Source organism: Streptomyces sp. T39, from assembly GCF_008042045.1.
GTDB lineage: Bacteria > Actinomycetota > Actinomycetes > Streptomycetales > Streptomycetaceae > Streptomyces.
Genome location: NZ_RDBP01000041.1, coordinates 1 through 16,014, shown reverse-complemented (window position 1 = coordinate 16,014; position 16,014 = coordinate 1). Strand labels below are relative to the sequence as shown.

The window sequence follows — 16,014 nt, the reverse complement described above, 5'->3', positions numbered from 1 at the left end:
GTGTACGCCGTACACCTGCCAGTGACCATAGGTGTACGGCGTACACTCGTCAAGGACACGGTGGTCGAGGAGGGAAGGGCCGAACCGGAATGACCCGGCAGGAAGCCACACGCGCGCAACGGATCCCCCTGAACAGGGACCGCGTCCTTCGCGCGGCCGTCGCGCTCGCCGACGCCACCGGCATCGACGCGCTCAGCATGCGCAGGCTCGCCCAGGAGCTGGACGTCGTACCGATGGCTCTCTACAAGCACGTGGCCAACAAGGAGGAGCTGCTCGACGGCATGGCCGACGCCGTCGTCGGCGAGATCGACCCGCCGGCCGCGGACCCCGACTGGCGGCGCGTGGTCCGCGGGCGGATCCTCTCGGCCCGACGGGTCCTGCTGCGTCACCCCTGGGCGGTCCGGGTCATCGAGTCCCGGACCGCCCCCACCCCGGCCGTGCTCGCGTACCTGGACTCGATGGCCGGGAGCTTCCGGGACGGGGGTCTCTCCGCCGACCTCACGCACCACGTCATGCACGCGATGGGCAGCCGCCTCCTCGGCTTCAGCCAGGAGCTGTTCGACACCTCGGGCCCCTCCGGCCCGCCGGACCCGGGGCCGGCGGCGCACTACCCGAACATCGCTGAACTGGCCGCGACGGCCGCACACGACGGGGGCTCCACGGTGGGTGGCGGCTGCGACGACCAGTTCGAGTTCGAATTCGCCCTCGACCTCCTCCTGGACGGCTTCGAAAACCTCCGCCGCCGGGGCTGGACGTCCGCGCGGAAGGTGTAGCGGGTGCGGGGGGCTGATCCAGCGCGGAAGCAGCCCCCGAGCCCTTCGGAGCGGCGAACAGCGGTGCCCCCGCGCGGGCCCGTGGGCCACGTTCGAGCGGCCCGCGATCACGCCGCCGACGCCCCCGGGGCAACGGGAGCGCGGGACAGCCGAGGGGGAGGCCGGCCTCCCGTCACCCGGCGGCGGCGGGGAAGGCCGTCAGGGCCGGGGCGAGGAGCTTCGGGTCGATGGCGTGCTCCTGGCCCGGGAAGACCTGGAGGGTGAAGTTCCTTCCGAGCACGGCCGGTTCGCGTGCGCCGGTGAGCAGTGCGGGCCCTCGCATCGCCGCTGCCGACGAGGACGGGGCCGTCACGATCCGCCGGCGGTCGCCGGTCAGGGGGCGGCCCGACATGGTCTCGCCCATGCTCCGTCCCCTCGCAGGGCAGCGTGGGGGCGGTGGTCTCCCTGCCGGCCCGGAAAGGAGCGTGCCGCATGCCGGCGACGACCTCGGCCGGCAGGCACACGGCCGCGGTCGTGCAGTAGGCCACCGCGTCGCCGTACGCGCGCTCTGCAGCGCGGGCCCGGCCGTGCGGTGGGGCGCGTCAGTTCTGTGCGGTGTCGTCGCCCGTCTGTCCGGCGTCCTCGGCAGCGCCGGTCTTCTCGCGCATCTTGCGCACCAGTTCCGCCTTCCGGTCGGCGGCACCCTGGCGGTCGAGGTTGCGGTGCGGGCCGTTGTTCCGGCGTTCGGCGCGGGACAGCTTCTTGCGCTGGCCGCCGCCCTGGCCCACCGGGTTGTTGATGTTCTTGCTGTCGGTCACGGGTTCTCCCGGTCATGAGGTGAAGTGATCTGCGGATTCATCGAGGGACCGGGCGAAACGCCGATGGGCGTCGGCACGGGCCCCTCACGTGCTCACTCGCAGACCGGCGTCTGGAAGAACATGCAAGGACGGTACCCGGTTCCGTCGGACCCGCACGCCAGTGCTCCCGCCGTCCCGGTGCCGGCCTGCGGCGGCCCCGGCCGCGGCGACGCCGGGGCTTCACCTGCCGGCCGGGCTCCCGGGGCTCCGTCCCGTGTGGCACGCCCTGCCGCCGGGGAGCATCCTGGTGGCGAGTCCGCAGGTGGCGGGTCCGGGTCCCGTGTCCGCAGGACTGTCCCGCAGTCCGTCCTCCGCCCTGCGGGAGGGAGCGGGATGACCGTCGCACCGTCCGGGGACCCGGACCACTCGGAGAGCTTCGGAGAGGGGCTCCTCGGGACGATCCTGGACGCCGCGCACGAGCTGCCGCCCCACCGGGTCGGGCCCCTCGTCGCCGACACGCTCGCCCGGCTGGGGGGACGCGATCCGCAGATCCTGCTCCAGGACTACGGGCAGCAGAAGCTGGTCCCCCTGCCCGGCGCGGGGCTGACGGGCGGCGAGCCGCATCCCATCGACCACTCGGACGCCGGCCGGTGCTTCCTCACCTCGCGCCCGGTCGAGCTGGCGCTGGCCGACGGGGTGCGGGTCCACGTGCCCCTGCTCGACGGCGGCGACCACGCCGGCGTGCTGGCCGTCACGATGGACTCGCCCGACGACGACGACCGCCGCCTCCTCGGCAGGATCGCGGGTCTGGTCGCCGACCTGCTGCAGACGAAGGGCGGCCACACCGACCTCTTCTTCCGCACCCGCCGGGGCGAGGCGATGAGCGTCGCCGCCGAGATCCAGTGGTCGCTGCTGCCGCCGCTGGCCATGACGATGCCGCGGGTGGCGGTCGCCGGCGTCCTGGAGCCCGCCTACGACGTGGCGGGCGACAGCTTCGACTACGCCCTGAACGGCGACACCTTCCACCTCGCCATGATCGACGCCATGGGCCACGGCCTGGACGCGGCCACCATGGCCACCGTGGCCATCGGCGCGTACCGGCACGCCCGCCGGATCAGCATCGAACTGTCCGAGATCTACCTCTTCATGGACCGGGCCGTCGCCGACCAGTTCGCGCCCGACCACTTCGTGACCGCGCAGATGATGCGGCTGGACACCGGCACGGGGCACCTCCAGTGGGTCAACGCGGGGCATCCCGCCCCCATGCTGATCCGCGGGCACCGCGTCGTGGGCCGCCTGGACAGCCCCACGACCCTCCCCGTCGGCTTCGGCGGGGCCCAGCCTCGGGTCAGCCGGGTGACGCTCGAACCGGGCGACCGCGTCCTCTGTTTCACCGACGGGCTCGTCGAGGAACACCAGAGCGGGCAGGAGCAGTTCGGCGAGGACCAGCTGGTCGACTGGGTGAACCGGCTGGAGAAGGCGGACCGTGAAGTCCGCGCGGTGGCGCGGGACCTCTCCCACACGCTCAAGCGGGCGCGTGGCGATGCCACTTCCGACGACGCCACGCTCGTCCTGGTCGAGTGGCGCGGATGACGACGCCCCATGCCGTGGGACCGCTGGGCGGGCGGGGCGCCGCGCACGGCGGACGACGCCGCGCCCGCCGGATCACGCGGGCTTCCGGCGCCCGGCCGCCGGGTCGGGGAGTGTGGCGAGGAGGAGCTCGGCGGCCCGGGTGACGTTGCCGGCGTCGACCGCACGGGCCATGGCGTCACGGGCCGCGTCGGGTGCGCTGTCCGGGGGCACCACCAGGAGGGCGAAGTGGTCCCTGTCGCCACGGGTGATGAGGACGGTGCCGTCGCCGATGGGGAACGAGTCCAGGCGGACGACCCGGTCGTCGACGACGACGCGGGTCGGGACCTCCTCCCAGGCGTCCGTGTCCAGACCGACGCGCGTGACGGGGCCGAGGTGCGCGGTGAGCGCCCGGATCAGGTCGGGCAGCTCGGTGGCGACGTCCCGGGAGCGGGGCCACCAGGCGCCGTCGAGGACGCCTTCGCGGGAGTGCGTCGTCTGCAGCCGGAGCAGGGCGGTGCCGGGCCTCACCGCCCGGTGGATCTCGTCCGGCAGGAGCCTGGGAGGGACGGGGCTGTCGGATTCGGCCATGGTGGTCCGCCTGCCTGCGCGGGGCTGCCGGCACCTCATGGCCGACGAGATACCGCCGTGGTCTCACGGTACTCCGCCCGCCCCGGATCCTGCCCGTGCCACGCGCTTGCGGGCGGGCCCGCAACGCGGGCCGCCGCCCCGCCGGTTCCCGCCGGGAGATCACCTGGTCGGGACCGCTCGTCCGACGACCGGGCGGAGTACGCTGAAGGTACCGGGAGTACCTCGCACACCCGCTCCCACGCGGACGTCGTTTCCGGCGATCACGACACTGGGCCGCCCCGCAGGGCGGCCCGGAGACGGGTCCGCGATCATGACCGCCACCCTTTCCCCCCTGCTGTCGGCGCGCCTGTCGCTGATGCCGGAGACCACCCGCGCCGGTCCGCTCGACGGCGCCTGGTGGCCTCGGTCACGGGACCTCACCGCCGAGATCCCGCCGCTGGTCGCCGCGTTGGACGAGCGCTACGGGCGCATCACGCGTGTCACGGTGAACCCCGTGCGGTGGCCCGTCGTCCCGCGCAAGGTCGTCGCCACCGGGCACACCGTGCACGTGGGGTGGTTCACCGAACAGGACCCCGACAAGGTCATCCTGCTGGTGCACACCGCCGGCCGGTGCGACCTGCTGGTGATCCCGCCCGAGACCGAACCGGCCGCCGCCGCCCGGCTGATGGCCGCCGCCGCTGCCCCCGGCAGCGTCGTGACCGCACGTGTCCTGCTGTCCGACGAGGCCGTGACCGGCCGCCGCATGCACGAGGCCCGCCGCGGCGAGGACGTCTGGGAGACCGACGGCGGGTCCGCCCTGCAGCCGCCGCGGCACCCTGTGGTCGGCGCGCGGATGATCGCGCTGCCGCGGACCCTGCGGAGGTGACGTCATGGAGACCGTGATCGCACTCGTGGCAGCCGCTGTGCTGATCGCGCTCGGCATGCGCCTGATCCACCGGCTCAACGCCCAGCACGATGCACGCATCGCCGCCCACCACTTCAGCGACCCGTTCCCGGTCATCAGCCGCCCGCACGGCTACCGCCGGCACCGGCCGCCCCCGGAACAGGCCCCCGACCACGGGCAGTCGGACCCCCGGCCCTGACCCCGGGCCGATCCCCGGGGACTCGGCCTCCGGTCGAAGGCCGGGTGGGGTCACCCGGCACCGGGGACGCCCCGCCGCGCGCAGGCCCGGGCCCGTCGGACGAGGGCCCGGGCCTCCGTCCGGCCGGCGGGCGGGGGCTTCGCCACGGCCCGCCGCGGATCGCGGGCAGCCCTTAGGATCGCGGGCATGGCGCTGACGGTGAACGACGTGGACCGGTTCGAGGCCGCCAGGCCCCGGCTGGAGGCCATTGCCTACCGGCTGCTCGGCTCGGCGGCCGAGGCGGAGGACGCCGTGCAGGAGACGTTCCTGCGCTGGCAGGCGGCCGACGCGGGGCGGATCGAGGTGCCCGAGGCCTGGCTCACGAAGGTCCTCACCAACTACTGCCTCAACCAGCTGACGTCGGCCCGCGCCCGGCGCGAGACCTACGTGGGGCGCTGGCTTCCCGAGCCGCTGCTCGCCGGGGACCCCATGCTCGGCCCCGCCGACACCGCCGAGCAGCGCGATTCGGTGTCGTACGCCGTCCTCATCCTGCTGGAGCGGCTGTCACCCAACGAGCGGGCGGTGTACGTGCTGCGGGAGGCCTTCGGCTACCCGCACCGGGAGATCGCCGAGATCCTGGACGTCACCGAGGCCGCCAGCCAGCAGATCCACCACCGGGCCAGGAAGCACGTCGCGGCCGGCAGGGCGCGCACCGAGATCGACGAGGCCGCCGCCCGGCGGATCGTCGAGGAGTTCCTGGCGGCCGCGACCACCGGCCGTACCGAGCCCCTCGTCCGTCTGCTCACCGAGGACGCGGTCTCGGTCGGCGACGGCGGCGGCAAGGTCCCGGCCCGCGCGAAGGCGTTCGAGGGTGCGCTCGCGGTCGCGACGTTCCTGCGCGGCCTGTTCAAGCCCAGCGACGCCAAGCGGGCCTACGTCGGCGGCGCACCCGACATCTACGCGTCGACCGCCAACGGCGGGCCGGCCGTCGTGGCGGTCGTGGACGGCCGGGTCGTCGGCATCACCTGCCTGGAGGTCACCCCGGAGGGCATCGTGGCGGTCCGAAGCCAGGTCAACCCCGACAAGCTCGTCCGCGCGACCGAACGGTGGGCCGCCGTGAACCGGGGAGAGGCGCCGCTCCACACCCTCTGAGGCGGTGTGACGCAGGACACGTTCCGATCCTGTCAGGAAACCCGGGGCTGCCCGGTTCAAGGGGCGGAAGCACGCCGGAGAACGGCGGACCCCGCCCAGACAGGAGCACGGACATGCAGCACCGCATCGTCGTCCTCGGAGCCGGCTACACCGGTGCCATCGCCGCCGGCCGTCTCGCCAGGCGGCTGCACCGCGAGGACGTCACCATCACCCTCGTCAACCCCGAGCCCGACTTCGTCGAGCGCGTCCGGCTGCACCAGCTCGCGGCCGGCCAGGACCTCAGGCCCCGGCCCTTCGGCGAGATGCTCGCGGGCACGGACGTCCGGCTGAGGCTCGCCCGGACCACCGCCGTGGACGTGGACCGCAGGACGGTCACCGTCGCGGCCGCGGACGGCACCGGGCATGAGGAGCTGGCCTACGACACCCTGGTCTACGCCCTGGGCAGCGGCTGGAACGACGGAGGCGTCCCCGGTACCGCCGAGCACGCCCACGAACTGTCCAGCCGCCCCGGCGCCCTCCGTCTCCGCGACCGCCTGGCCGCTCTGGAAGCCGGGCGGTCCGTGGTCGTCGTCGGCGGCGGTCTGACCGGTCTGGAGGCCGCGACCGAGATCGCCGAGACGCGGCCGGACCTGGACGTCGCCCTCGCCGCCCACGGCGGCCTCGGCGACTGGCTCTCGCAGAAGGGCCGCGCCCATCTGCGGAAGGTGGTGGACGGGCTCGGCATCACGGTCCACGAACACACCGCGATCGGCGCGGTGGAGGCGGACGGCGTGAGGACCGCCGACGGGCGGACCGTCCCCGCCGACGTCACGGTCTGGACCGCCGGCTTCGCCGTGCACCCGATCGCCCGGGCCACCACCCTGGAGCTCACCGACAGCGGCCGGATCGTGGTCGACGACACCATGCGCTCGGTCTCCCATCCCGACGTGTACGCCGTGGGCGACGCGGCGATGGCCGTCGGCCCCCACGACAAGCCGCTCCGCATGTCCTGCGCCTCGGGCGTCCCCATGGCCTGGCAGGCCGCCGACGCCATCGCCGCCCGTCTCGCCGGCGTCAAGGTCCCCCGTGTCCCGATCCGCTACTTCCAGCAGTGCGTCTCGCTCGGCCGCAAGGAGGGCCTGATCCAGTTCGTCACCGCCGACGACCGGGCGGTCGACCGCGCCCTGACGGGCCGCACGGCCGCGCTGTACAAGGAGCTGATCTGCAAGGGGGCGGCCTGGACCGTCGCCAACCCGACCGTGGGCATGCCGACCCGGCGCCGCCGGGTCGCACGGCAGGAGACCGCGGGCCGCGCACGGGCCGGGGCGACGGCCTGACCTCGCCGGCGTGCCCCGCCGGGCGGCGCCGCCGCCGCGCGGGTGTCGGCCGGGGGCGGCGGGAATCCCGACGGGTGTCTGATGATCCGGCGCCGTGTCCGTGGCACCGTCTGAGCCGCGACCGCGCCGGGGCGCGGCGGGCCCGAGGAGGAGCATGGACGCGCACCACCCGTTCGACCCCGAACTGGCCGCGGCGCTGACGATGATGCCCGAGGTCGACATCACCGATGTGCACGCGGCGCGTGCCGCCCAGGCGGGGCAGCTCGCCGCGGCGGTGGCGGGCGCGGACACCACGGGGGTGGACATCGAGGAGACCGTCGCCCCCGTTCGGCCCGGCGCTCCGGCGGTGCCGCTGCGGCTCTACCGCCCGCAGGGGGTACGGGGGCCCCTGCCCGCCGTGTACGGCCTGCACGGCGGCGGCTTCGTCCTCGGCACGCCGGACGTCGATCACGACTGGAACCTGCGGCTGTGCCGTGAGCTGGGGGTGGTCGTGGTGGGCGTGGACTACCGGCTGGCGCCCGAGCACCCGTTCCCGGCGCCGCTGGAGGACTGCTGGGCCGGGCTGTGCCGGCTGGCCGGTGACGCCGACGCGCTGGGGGTGCTGCCGGACCGGATCGCCGTGTGGGGCGACAGCGCCGGAGGGGGCCTGGCAGCCGCGCTGACCCTGCTGGCCCGCGACCGGGGCGGCCCCGTGATCCGGTTCCAGCAACTGCGCAGCCCCGCTCTCGACGACCGCCTGGAGACGCCCAGCGCCCTCCTGTTCACCGACACACCCGTCTGGAACCGGCGCAACGCGCTGCTCAGCTGGGAGGCGTACCTCGGGCCGGGGCTGCGCGGCACACCGGGCGTCCCGCCGTACGCCGCCCCGGCGCGCGCGGCGACGGCCGCGGCGGCAGGGCTGCCGCCCGCGTACATCTCGGTCATGGAGTTCGATCCGCTGCGGGACGAGGGGGTCGCCTACGCGCGGGCCCTGCGCGCCGCCGGGGTGCCGGTCCGGCTGCGGCTGCTCCCCGGCACCTTCCACGGAGCCTGGGCCGTCGAGCACGCGGCCGTCGTCCGGGAGGCCTCGGCCGAGGCGGTGGCCGCACTGCGTGCAGGGCTGGGCCTCGGGGCGGACGGGTAGCGCGCCCGGGAGCGGACGGCGGGGAGCTCGCCATCAGGGCGGGACCGGCCGGGGTGCCGGTGCGAGGCGGGCACCCGGCTCCGGGTGCGCCGCGGCGCGGGGGGCGGCCGTCCGGCGGCGTCCCGGCGCGTCACCCCGGAACGGGTCCCCCGCTGCGGGGAGACTTCCGGCATGGACAACGCACCGAAGGCCGTCCTCGAAGGCGGCCCCGACGACCTGCCCGAACGCATCGTGTCCGCCCCGGAACCGGGAGCCGACCTCAAGATCCCGCTGCGCGGCGGCTACGAGCACTTCCGGGCCACCACGCGCGAACAGCAGACCGACCAGGGTGCGCTGCCGGTCTACGAGTGGTGGGAGCGCACCGAACTGCCCGGGTGAGCCGCCCCGGCGTCGCAGCCGCTCACTCCTGGCCGGTGCCGACCAGCGCGAGCGTGATGTTGTCGGGACCGCCCGCTTCGACCGCCGCCCGCCACAGCTCGTAGGCCGCCCTGCCGTGGTCGTGCTCCCGCAGCACCTCCTCGATGACGTCGCCGGGCACCGGGTCGGTCAGCCCGTCCGTGCACACCAGGCAGCGGAAGCCCTCGGCGAGCGGTACGACCGTCAGGTGCGGGGCGATGCCGTCGGGCCGGCGGGATCCGCCGAGGGACTGCGTCAGCAGGGAGACGGTGCGCTGCCCGGGCATCGGCGGGGGGTTGTCGTCGACGCTGAGCAGTTCCAGCCGGTCGTCGCCCCGGACCAGGACCCGGCTGTCGCCGACGTTGAAGACGACCGCGGTGTCCGCGAGGAGCACGACTCCGGCGACCGTGGTCCCCATGGTGCTGCGGGCCGGGTCGAGGGCGGCGGCCGCGTGGACCTCGCGGTTGCAGAGGTCCAGGACGTCGCGCACCGCGTCCTCCCCGTCCAGCGCGGGCCCGTGGAGTGCCAGGGTCCGTACGGCGACGGCGCTGGCCACCTCCCCGGCCGGCTGCCCGCCGATACCGTCGGCGACGGCCACGACCAGCGGCGGACCGAGCGGGAACACCAGCGTCTGCGGGTTCCCGGTCACGGTGCCGCAGAGCGTCCAGGGGCCCGCCACCAGGCTGTCCTCGTTGTTCTCGCGCAGCAGCCCGGGGTGGCTCAGCGCGGTGACGGTGACGTGCTCCATCGGTGTGCCGCCTCTCCGCCGGAATCGGCCGGGGCTCCGCCGGAATCGGCCGGGGTTCCGTTCCATTGTCCCGCCCGGCCCTGTGCCCGGGCACCCGGACCGCCCGGGGCACCGCCCCGGGTCCCGCCGTCTGCGGACCGGCGTCCCCGGCGATGCGCTGATACGAGCGCGCCGGCGGGGAAGCAGACGGGGATGGACACCATGAGCACGCCGCCCGCCCGCACCACCAGCCGGCTGCCCCGCACCGCGGCCGGCGGAGCCGCCGAACCGCGACCCGGGAACCCACCCGCCCCCGGGCCGGGACCTGCGGGCCGCCGGGCGGGGCCGGGCCGGACCGGGCGTCTCGGGAGTCCGGACGGCAGGGCCGCCTCCGGAGGTCAGGCGAGGGAGAGGAAGAGCTTCTCCAGCCGCGCCCGCAGCTGTTCGCGGTCCGCGAGGGACCGGTCCCCCTCCGCCATGCAGTGCTGGAGACCGGTGGCGATGATCGCGAAACCGGCCCGGTCCAGGGCCCGGGAGACCGCGGCCAGCTGCGTGATCACGTCCTCGCAGTCCCGGCCCTCCTCGATCATCCGGATGATCCCCGCGATCTGACCCTGCGCCCGGCGCAGCCGGTTGAGCACCGAGGCCAGCTCGTCGGCCGCCATCTGCAGCTCCACGACTCCTCCTCCATAGATACCCCCTAGGGTATCCTCAGCCCTCCCGGAATGCCTTCGTCCGGTACCCCGGGAGCCCCACCGCCGAAGGGAACCGCCCCCGCATGACCACCCTCACCACCGATCCCGCGCGCGCCGCCCGGCGCCTTCCCCAGTACACCGTCGTCGACGTCCGCACCCCCGGTGAGTACGCCTCCGGCCACGTCCCCGGCGCCCACAACGTCCCGCTGGACCATCTGCGCTCCGCACTGCCCGAACTGAAGGCCGCCGCCACGCGCGGCGAACTCCTCGTCGTCTGCGCGTCGGGCAACCGGTCCGCCACGGCCTGCACCGAACTGGCCGCGGCCGACATACCGGCCACCTCCCTGGAGGGCGGCACCACCGCGTGGGCCGATCAGGGCCACCCGCTCGACCGTCCGGCGGGCGCCCGGACCGGCTGGGCCATGGAGCGCCAGGTACGCCTCGCCGCCGGATCCCTCGTGGTCCTCGGCCTCGCCGTCGGCACCCGCTACCGGGCGGCCCGCTGGATCTCCGCGGCCGTGGGCTCGGGCCTGGTCTTCTCCGCCGTGACCGACACCTGCGGCATGGCGGCGGCGCTCTCCCGGCTGCCGCACAACCGCCCCCGCCCCGCGGACCTCGACGCCACCCTCGCGGCACTCGGCGGCAGCTGACCCGGCATGCGCACGCCGCGCGGGGGCCCGGACCCGGGCCCCCGCGCGGCGTCGTCGTGCACAGCTGCGCCTGCCCGGCGGTCAGTCGTCCAGCGCGTCCATGACGTCGCCCAGGTCGACGAACTTGAAGCCGGTGCCCTCCCGTTCGGCGTCGCCGGCGTCGCCGTCCTGGACGACCAGCAGCCCGTCCGGGTAGTCGGGGCCGAGCGGGGCGTTCAGCACGGCGGCGCCGTCGCACTCCTGCGATCCGTCGACGGCGGCCGACGCGGCGACCCGGAAGCCGCCCTCGTACTCGTTGTCGTCCGCGCGCTCGCGGTCGTACGCGGCGAAGGTGTCGTCGCCCTGGCTGGACGCGAGCAGGTACCCGTCGCCGTCGCGCTCGGTGAGCAGGGTGAGCCCTTCGACGTCCGCCGCGATGCGGGTGCCGCCGAAGCCCGGGTCGGCGCCCGGGACGCACTCGTCGCTCGGCTCGTCGTACACCGCCGGGACCCCGTACTCGCGCACCGTGTCCACGAGTTGCGGAGTGCCCCGCAGGTCGGCGCGCACCCGCCAGATGCCGACGTCCTCCTGGCCCGCGTACAGCGTGCCGTCCGCCGGGTCGACCACCATGCCCTCGACCTGCGGCAGTTCGCCGGGCTCGCCGCAGGGGCGCCAGGTCGTGCCGTCGGGCAGCCGGAAGGAGGACGGCAGGTCCAGGGTGCGGATCTTGCGGTACGTGACCGTGCCGGCGGACGTCGCACCGAGCTCCAGCAGCGCGACGCTGGTCCGCTCGCGCCGGCTGACGAGGGCGTAGGAGCGACCGGTCGACGCGTCGGTCCAGGTGGCGAGGCCGTAGGCGGTGCGCTGCTCGTTGACCTCCGCCTGGTCGGCGGAGAACACCGCGGGCGCGGACGGGTCGGTGACGTCGACGAGGGGGCCGCCGGGGCGGGACGGGTCGATGCGGTGGATGCGCAGCCGGTCGTGGCCGCGGTCACTGGTCACGGCGAGGTCGGCGCGCCCGTGCGCCAGCCGGAAGCCGTGCACGAGGTCGACGTTGTTGTACCGGCCGGGCGCGTCCCCGGGCGTCACCGGGGGCGGCGCGGAAAGGGTCTGCACGAGCCGGGCCTTCAGGTCGTAGACGCGCAGGCCGCCCTCCTTGGCGGTGGCGATCACCAGACTGCGGGCCGGGTCCGCCGCGTTGCGCCAGATCGCCGGGTCGTCCGCGTCGGCGTTGCCGCCCTCCTCGTCGTCGTGGAGCGTGGCCGTCTCGGCCCGGGCGGTGACGGCGGGCAGGGCGCCCGTCGGGGCGGCGTGCGCGGGAGCGACGGCGACCAGCGCCGTCAGGGCCGCGGCGAGCGCGGCTGCACGAACGGACACGAAGGCTCCTCGGTCGGGACACGTTTCGGCGACGGCCCGCGGAAGACGTCCCGCGGGCCGTCGCCGAGACGTGGGGAAGGCGGTCAGCCGTGAGCCTGGATCCGCACCGTGGACGGCGCGCGTCCCGGAGGTGAGCCCTACATGTGCATGCCATGAACGCGCGGTCCCGCCGGAGCCGGCCCGCGCCGGCCCCCCTCAGGTCAGGGTGATGAACAGCCCCAGCGTCGCGAGCGCGATCAGCGCGCCGTAGAGGGCGAGGGCCACCGAGCGGGCCTCGGAGGACGGGTCGGTGCCGCCATCGGCCCGGCGCAGTCCGAGGACGGACCTCACCACGAGGACGAGCGCGGCGGCGCAGCAGACGGCGATGAGTGAATCGGTCACCCGGCGACCGTCTCACGCACCGTCAGGCGCCGCATCCGGACGCGTCCGCCCGGCGCACGCCCCGGGGGCCGCCCCGTCGCGCGGGCCCGGCGGCTCCGTCAGGGACCTTGTGACCAGAGGCGCCGTCACCGGCTTCGCCGGGGGTCCGCACCACCGGCGCCGTCACGGGCTCCGCCGGGGCCGCCGCCACCGGCTCCGTCAGGGGCCTTCGTCAGCGTCTTCGTCCCCGGCCGGGCCACCGTCCACGGGCCCGCCGGGTCCGTCACCGGCCCCGTCCGCGGTCAGTTCGGCCAGGGCGTCCGTCAGCCACGCCGTCCAGAAGGACTCCAGCTCGATGCCCCCGCGCAGCACCACATGGCGCAGCCTGTCCTCGCGGGTGATCCGGCGCTCGGGCGGGAAGTCGCGCCGCTCGATCTCCCGGTAGTCCGCCAACTGGGCCCGGTGCAGCTCCAGATGGCGTACGAGCTCCTCCTCGACGCCCTCGCCGTCGCCGACCGCCGCCGCCGCGCGCAGGCGCAGCAGCAGCGGGTCGCGCACGGGTCTGGGGTCCTCCTGGCGCCCCACCCAGTGGGCGAGTTCGGCGCGGCCCGCGGGCAGGACCTCGTACTCCTTCTTCTGCCCGCGGGTCGGCTGCGGCGACGGAAGGGCCCGGATGTGCCCGGCCTGCTCCAGCTTGCCCAGCTCCCGGTAGATCTGCTGGTGGGTGGAGGACCAGAAGTAGCCGATCGACCGGTCGAAGCGGCGTGTCAGCTCCAGCCCCGACGAGGGCTTCTCCAGCAGGGCCGTGAGGATCGCGTGCGGCAGGGACATGGGCGCATCCTAGAGACGGCCGGTCACAGGGCGGCCGCGAGCCGGGTGCCCTGGTCGATGGCGCGCTTGGCGTCCAGCTCGGCGGCGACGTCCGCACCCCCGATGAGGTGGACCGCGCGCCCGGCCGCCCGCAGCTCCTCGTAGAGGGCGCGCTGCGGCTCCTGGCCGGTGCAGAGCACCACCGTGTCGACCTCCAGGACGGAGGGGGCGCCGTCGACGGTGATGTGCAGGCCGCGGTCGTCGATCCGTTCGTACGTCACGCCGGCCGTCATGGTCACCCCCCGGTGCTTGAGCTCCGTGCGGTGGATCCAGCCGGTGGTCTTGCCGAGGCCCGCGCCGACCTTGCTGGTCTTGCGCTGGAGGAGGTGCACCGTGCGCGGCGGGGCCGGGCGCTCGGGGGCCGTCAGTCCGCCGGGCGCGGCGTACTCCATGTCGACGCCCCACTGCCGGAAGTACGTCGGCGCGTCGAGGCTCGCGCCCTCGCCGCCGTCGGTCAGGTACTCGGCCACGTCGAAGCCGATGCCGCCCGCGCCGACCACGGCGACCCGCTCGCCGACCGGGACGCCCTCACGCAGCACGTCGAGGTAGCTGACGACGCTGCGGTGGTCGACGCCGGGGATCTCGGGGGTGCGCGGGGTCACGCCGGTGGCGACGACGACCTCGTCGAAGGAGTCCGCCGGCAGATCGGCGGCGCCGACCCGGGTGGAGAGCCGTACGTCGACGCCGCGTTCGGCCAGCTGGGTGCGGAAGTAGCGCAGGGTCTCGTCGAACTCCTCCTTGCCGGGGATGCGACGGGCGACGTTCAGCTGGCCGCCGATCTCGTCCGCGGCGTCGAACAGGGTGACGCTGTGACCGCGCTCGGCTGCCGAGACCGCGCAGGCGAGGCCCGCGGGGCCCGCCCCGACGACGGCGACCCGCTTCGCCCGGCGGGTCGGGGCGAGAACGAGTTCGGTCTCGTGGCAGGCCCTCGGGTTGACCAGGCAGGAGGTGATCTTGAGGCTGAACGTGTGGTCCAGGCATGCCTGGTTGCAGCCGATGCAGGTGTTGATGGCCTCCGGGCGCCCGGCGGCCGCCTTGGCCACGAAGGCAGGGTCCGCGAGGAACGGCCTTGCCATGGAGACCATGTCGGCGCGGCCTTCGGCCAGCACCTGCTCGGCGACCTCGGGCGTGTTGATGCGGTTGCTCGTCACCAGGGGGACCGAGACGGCGCCCATCAGCTTCCGGGTGACCCAGGTGTAGGCGCCGCGCGGCACGGAGGTGGCGATGGTGGGGATGCGCGCCTCGTGCCAGCCGATGCCGGTGTTGATGATCGTCACACCGGCCGCCTCGACCGCCTTGGCGAGCGTGACGACCTCGTCGAAGGAGGATCCGCCGGGCACCAGGTCGAGCATGGAGAGCCGGTAGATCAGGATGAAGTCCGGCCCGACGGCCTCGCGGGTGCGGCGGACGATCTCCAGGGGCAGCCGGACGCGGTTCTCGTAGCTGCCGCCCCAGCGGTCGGTGCGCCGGTTGGTGTGGCTCGCGATGAACTCGTTGATGAAGTAGCCCTCGGAGCCCATGATCTCGACCCCGTCGTAGCCGGCCGAGCGGGCGAGGACCGCGGCGCGGACGAAGTCCTCGATCGTCTCCTCGATCTCGTCGTCGGTGAGGGCGTGCGGCACGAACGGGCTGATGGGGGCCTGGATCGCGCTCGGGGCCACCAGGTCCTGGTGGTAGGCGTAGCGGCCGAAGTGGAGGATCTGCATGGCGATCCGCCCGCCCTCGGCGTGCACGGCGTCGGTGACGACGCGGTGCTGCGCGGCCTCCTCCTCGCAGGTGAGCTTGGCCCCGCCCTCGTAGGGGCGGCCGCGGTCGTTGGGGGAGATGCCGCCGGTGACGATCAGGCCGACGCCGCCGCGGGCGCGCTCGGCGTAGAAGGCCGCCATGCGTTCGAATCCGTTCTCCGCCTCCTCGAGCCCCACGTGCATGGAGCCCATGAGGACCCGGTTGGGCAGGACGGTGAACCCGAGGTCGAGGGGACGCAGCAGGTGCGGGTACGGGTTCGGCCTGGTGGGGGACGTACTCATCGGAGCCTCCTCGCTCGGGTGTCCAGGCTGTTGTAGCCGCCCCGGAGAGGGTTTTGCAACAAAGTGCAAAATGAGCTGCGTCACGCACCCCCGGATCCGAACGGACAAATACACCTATCAGCCATACGGGTGATATTGGTTATCAGACACCATTCCGGACCTCTACGGTGGCGCCGTGGCGGGATGGCAGCAGGTGAGCGCGCTGGGGATCGTGGCGATTCTCGGAGCACAGGGAGCCGGCATCGGCACCCCTGCGTCCGAGGACGCCAACGCGACGGGACAGCGAGAGGTGTCGGCTTCGGCACCCGAAAGTGAATCGGACGAGATGTCGCGGGCGGACGGGGGCGGCAGACCGCCGACCGTCTCGGTCCATGTGACGCTTCCCGGCATCGCCGGGGTCCACATCTGGGCGACCATCGGCACCGACCACTGCCCGCCGCCGGAACCTCCCCCGCACGGGGGCGGCAGACCGCCGACCGTCTCGGTCCATGTGACGCTTCCCGGCATCGCCGGGGTCCACATCTGGGCGACCATCGGCACCGACCACTGCCCGCCGCCGGAACCTCCCCCGC

18 protein-coding genes and 1 pseudogene are annotated in these 16,014 nt (G+C 74.5%); 10 read left to right on the top strand and 9 right to left on the bottom strand.

Annotated features, from left to right (window positions below; translation table 11 throughout):
- The first annotated feature begins 89 nt into the window (after positions 1–89).
- The gene (locus EAO77_RS28500) at positions 90–773 is read left to right on the top strand and encodes a TetR/AcrR family transcriptional regulator (protein WP_147991212.1); all 684 of its coding nucleotides are present in this window, start codon (positions 90–92) and stop codon (positions 771–773) included.
- Positions 774–945: 172 nt separating this feature from the next.
- On the opposite strand, the gene EAO77_RS28495 is transcribed toward EAO77_RS28500, so the two are convergent.
- Both EAO77_RS28495 and EAO77_RS28490 read right to left on the bottom strand, forming a co-directional pair.
- On the bottom strand, positions 946–1,176 hold the full coding sequence (locus EAO77_RS28495; protein ID WP_147991211.1) for a hypothetical protein: 231 nt from the start codon (positions 1,174–1,176) through the stop codon (positions 946–948).
- Between the two features lie 178 nt (positions 1,177–1,354).
- Positions 1,355–1,570: a DUF6243 family protein gene (locus EAO77_RS28490; protein WP_147991210.1), complete on the bottom strand. Its 216-nt coding sequence runs from the start codon at positions 1,568–1,570 to the stop codon at positions 1,355–1,357.
- 372 nt (positions 1,571–1,942) lie between these two features.
- Between EAO77_RS28490 and EAO77_RS28485 the strand changes: the two genes are divergently transcribed.
- A complete protein-coding gene (locus tag EAO77_RS28485) occupies positions 1,943–3,142 on the top strand; it encodes a PP2C family protein-serine/threonine phosphatase (protein ID WP_147991209.1) in 1,200 nt (399 codons plus the stop codon).
- Positions 3,143–3,214: 72 nt separating this feature from the next.
- Here EAO77_RS28485 and EAO77_RS28480 read toward each other — a convergent pair whose 3' ends face one another.
- The gene (locus tag EAO77_RS28480) at positions 3,215–3,709 is read right to left on the bottom strand and encodes a DUF5994 family protein (protein WP_147991208.1); all 495 of its coding nucleotides are present in this window, start codon (positions 3,707–3,709) and stop codon (positions 3,215–3,217) included.
- A gap of 310 nt (positions 3,710–4,019) precedes the next feature.
- Between EAO77_RS28480 and EAO77_RS28475 the strand changes: the two genes are divergently transcribed.
- The 6 genes from EAO77_RS28475 to EAO77_RS28450 all read left to right on the top strand — a co-directional run bounded on the left by EAO77_RS28475 (position 4,020) and on the right by EAO77_RS28450 (position 8,739).
- A complete protein-coding gene (locus EAO77_RS28475) occupies positions 4,020–4,574 on the top strand; it encodes a DUF5994 family protein (protein ID WP_147991207.1) in 555 nt (184 codons plus the stop codon).
- A 4-nt stretch (positions 4,575–4,578) separates the two neighbouring features.
- Positions 4,579–4,791 (top strand): hypothetical protein, encoded by a 213-nt coding sequence (locus EAO77_RS28470; protein WP_147991206.1) that lies wholly within the window; start codon positions 4,579–4,581, stop codon positions 4,789–4,791.
- A 186-nt stretch (positions 4,792–4,977) separates the two neighbouring features.
- Entirely contained in the window at positions 4,978–5,922 is a 945-nt protein-coding gene (locus EAO77_RS28465; protein ID WP_147991205.1) for an RNA polymerase sigma-70 factor, read from the top strand.
- Between the two features lie 113 nt (positions 5,923–6,035).
- Entirely contained in the window at positions 6,036–7,238 is a 1,203-nt protein-coding gene (locus EAO77_RS28460) for an NAD(P)/FAD-dependent oxidoreductase (RefSeq protein ID WP_147991204.1), read from the top strand.
- Positions 7,239–7,392: 154 nt separating this feature from the next.
- Positions 7,393–8,361, top strand: a complete 969-nt coding sequence (locus EAO77_RS28455) for an alpha/beta hydrolase (RefSeq protein ID WP_147991203.1) — start codon at positions 7,393–7,395, stop codon at positions 8,359–8,361.
- Positions 8,362–8,532: 171 nt separating this feature from the next.
- On the top strand, positions 8,533–8,739 hold the full coding sequence (locus EAO77_RS28450; RefSeq protein WP_147991202.1) for a DUF5988 family protein: 207 nt from the start codon (positions 8,533–8,535) through the stop codon (positions 8,737–8,739).
- 22 nt (positions 8,740–8,761) lie between these two features.
- On the opposite strand, the gene EAO77_RS28445 is transcribed toward EAO77_RS28450, so the two are convergent.
- Positions 8,762–9,505: a PP2C family protein-serine/threonine phosphatase gene (locus EAO77_RS28445; protein ID WP_147991201.1), complete on the bottom strand. Its 744-nt coding sequence runs from the start codon at positions 9,503–9,505 to the stop codon at positions 8,762–8,764.
- 377 nt (positions 9,506–9,882) lie between these two features.
- On the bottom strand, positions 9,883–10,161 hold the full coding sequence (locus EAO77_RS28440) for a metal-sensitive transcriptional regulator (RefSeq protein WP_147991200.1): 279 nt from the start codon (positions 10,159–10,161) through the stop codon (positions 9,883–9,885).
- Between the two features lie 101 nt (positions 10,162–10,262).
- On the opposite strand from EAO77_RS28440, the gene EAO77_RS28435 reads away from it, so the two are divergent.
- Entirely contained in the window at positions 10,263–10,829 is a 567-nt protein-coding gene (locus tag EAO77_RS28435; RefSeq protein WP_147991199.1) for a rhodanese-like domain-containing protein, read from the top strand.
- An 81-nt stretch (positions 10,830–10,910) separates the two neighbouring features.
- On the opposite strand, the gene EAO77_RS28430 is transcribed toward EAO77_RS28435, so the two are convergent.
- The 4 genes from EAO77_RS28430 to EAO77_RS28415 all read right to left on the bottom strand — a co-directional run bounded on the left by EAO77_RS28430 (position 10,911) and on the right by EAO77_RS28415 (position 15,442).
- Positions 10,911–12,185 (bottom strand): phytase, encoded by a 1,275-nt coding sequence (locus EAO77_RS28430; RefSeq protein ID WP_147991198.1) that lies wholly within the window; start codon positions 12,183–12,185, stop codon positions 10,911–10,913.
- A 195-nt stretch (positions 12,186–12,380) separates the two neighbouring features.
- A complete protein-coding gene (locus EAO77_RS28425) occupies positions 12,381–12,566 on the bottom strand; it encodes a hypothetical protein (protein ID WP_147991197.1) in 186 nt (61 codons plus the stop codon).
- Between the two features lie 198 nt (positions 12,567–12,764).
- The gene (locus EAO77_RS28420; RefSeq protein ID WP_147991196.1) at positions 12,765–13,376 is read right to left on the bottom strand and encodes a PadR family transcriptional regulator; all 612 of its coding nucleotides are present in this window, start codon (positions 13,374–13,376) and stop codon (positions 12,765–12,767) included.
- Positions 13,377–13,399: 23 nt separating this feature from the next.
- Positions 13,400–15,442: an NADPH-dependent 2,4-dienoyl-CoA reductase gene (locus EAO77_RS28415; protein ID WP_147991195.1), complete on the bottom strand. Its 2,043-nt coding sequence runs from the start codon at positions 15,440–15,442 to the stop codon at positions 13,400–13,402.
- A gap of 175 nt (positions 15,443–15,617) precedes the next feature.
- Between EAO77_RS28415 and EAO77_RS28410 the strand changes: the two are divergent.
- Positions 15,618–16,014: pseudogene (locus EAO77_RS28410) on the top strand (hypothetical protein); the annotation flags it as partial.

Excerpts from the sequence above, each read along its gene's own strand:
- EAO77_RS28500 (WP_147991212.1), top strand. The coding sequence starts at position 90 with ATGACCCGGCAGGAAGCCACACGCGCGCAACGGATCCCCCTGAACAGG.
- EAO77_RS28495 (WP_147991211.1), bottom strand. The coding sequence starts at position 1,176 with ATGGGCGAGACCATGTCGGGCCGCCCCCTGACCGGCGACCGCCGGCGG.
- EAO77_RS28485 (WP_147991209.1), top strand. The coding sequence starts at position 1,943 with ATGACCGTCGCACCGTCCGGGGACCCGGACCACTCGGAGAGCTTCGGA.
- EAO77_RS28480 (WP_147991208.1), bottom strand. The coding sequence starts at position 3,709 with ATGGCCGAATCCGACAGCCCCGTCCCTCCCAGGCTCCTGCCGGACGAG.
- EAO77_RS28475 (WP_147991207.1), top strand. The coding sequence starts at position 4,020 with ATGACCGCCACCCTTTCCCCCCTGCTGTCGGCGCGCCTGTCGCTGATG.
- EAO77_RS28470 (WP_147991206.1), top strand. The coding sequence starts at position 4,579 with ATGGAGACCGTGATCGCACTCGTGGCAGCCGCTGTGCTGATCGCGCTC.
- EAO77_RS28465 (WP_147991205.1), top strand. The coding sequence starts at position 4,978 with ATGGCGCTGACGGTGAACGACGTGGACCGGTTCGAGGCCGCCAGGCCC.
- EAO77_RS28460 (WP_147991204.1), top strand. The coding sequence starts at position 6,036 with ATGCAGCACCGCATCGTCGTCCTCGGAGCCGGCTACACCGGTGCCATC.
- EAO77_RS28455 (WP_147991203.1), top strand. The coding sequence starts at position 7,393 with ATGGACGCGCACCACCCGTTCGACCCCGAACTGGCCGCGGCGCTGACG.
- EAO77_RS28450 (WP_147991202.1), top strand. The coding sequence starts at position 8,533 with ATGGACAACGCACCGAAGGCCGTCCTCGAAGGCGGCCCCGACGACCTG.
- EAO77_RS28445 (WP_147991201.1), bottom strand. The coding sequence starts at position 9,505 with ATGGAGCACGTCACCGTCACCGCGCTGAGCCACCCCGGGCTGCTGCGC.
- EAO77_RS28435 (WP_147991199.1), top strand. The coding sequence starts at position 10,263 with ATGACCACCCTCACCACCGATCCCGCGCGCGCCGCCCGGCGCCTTCCC.
- EAO77_RS28420 (WP_147991196.1), bottom strand. The coding sequence starts at position 13,376 with ATGTCCCTGCCGCACGCGATCCTCACGGCCCTGCTGGAGAAGCCCTCG.
- EAO77_RS28415 (WP_147991195.1), bottom strand. The coding sequence starts at position 15,442 with ATGAGTACGTCCCCCACCAGGCCGAACCCGTACCCGCACCTGCTGCGT.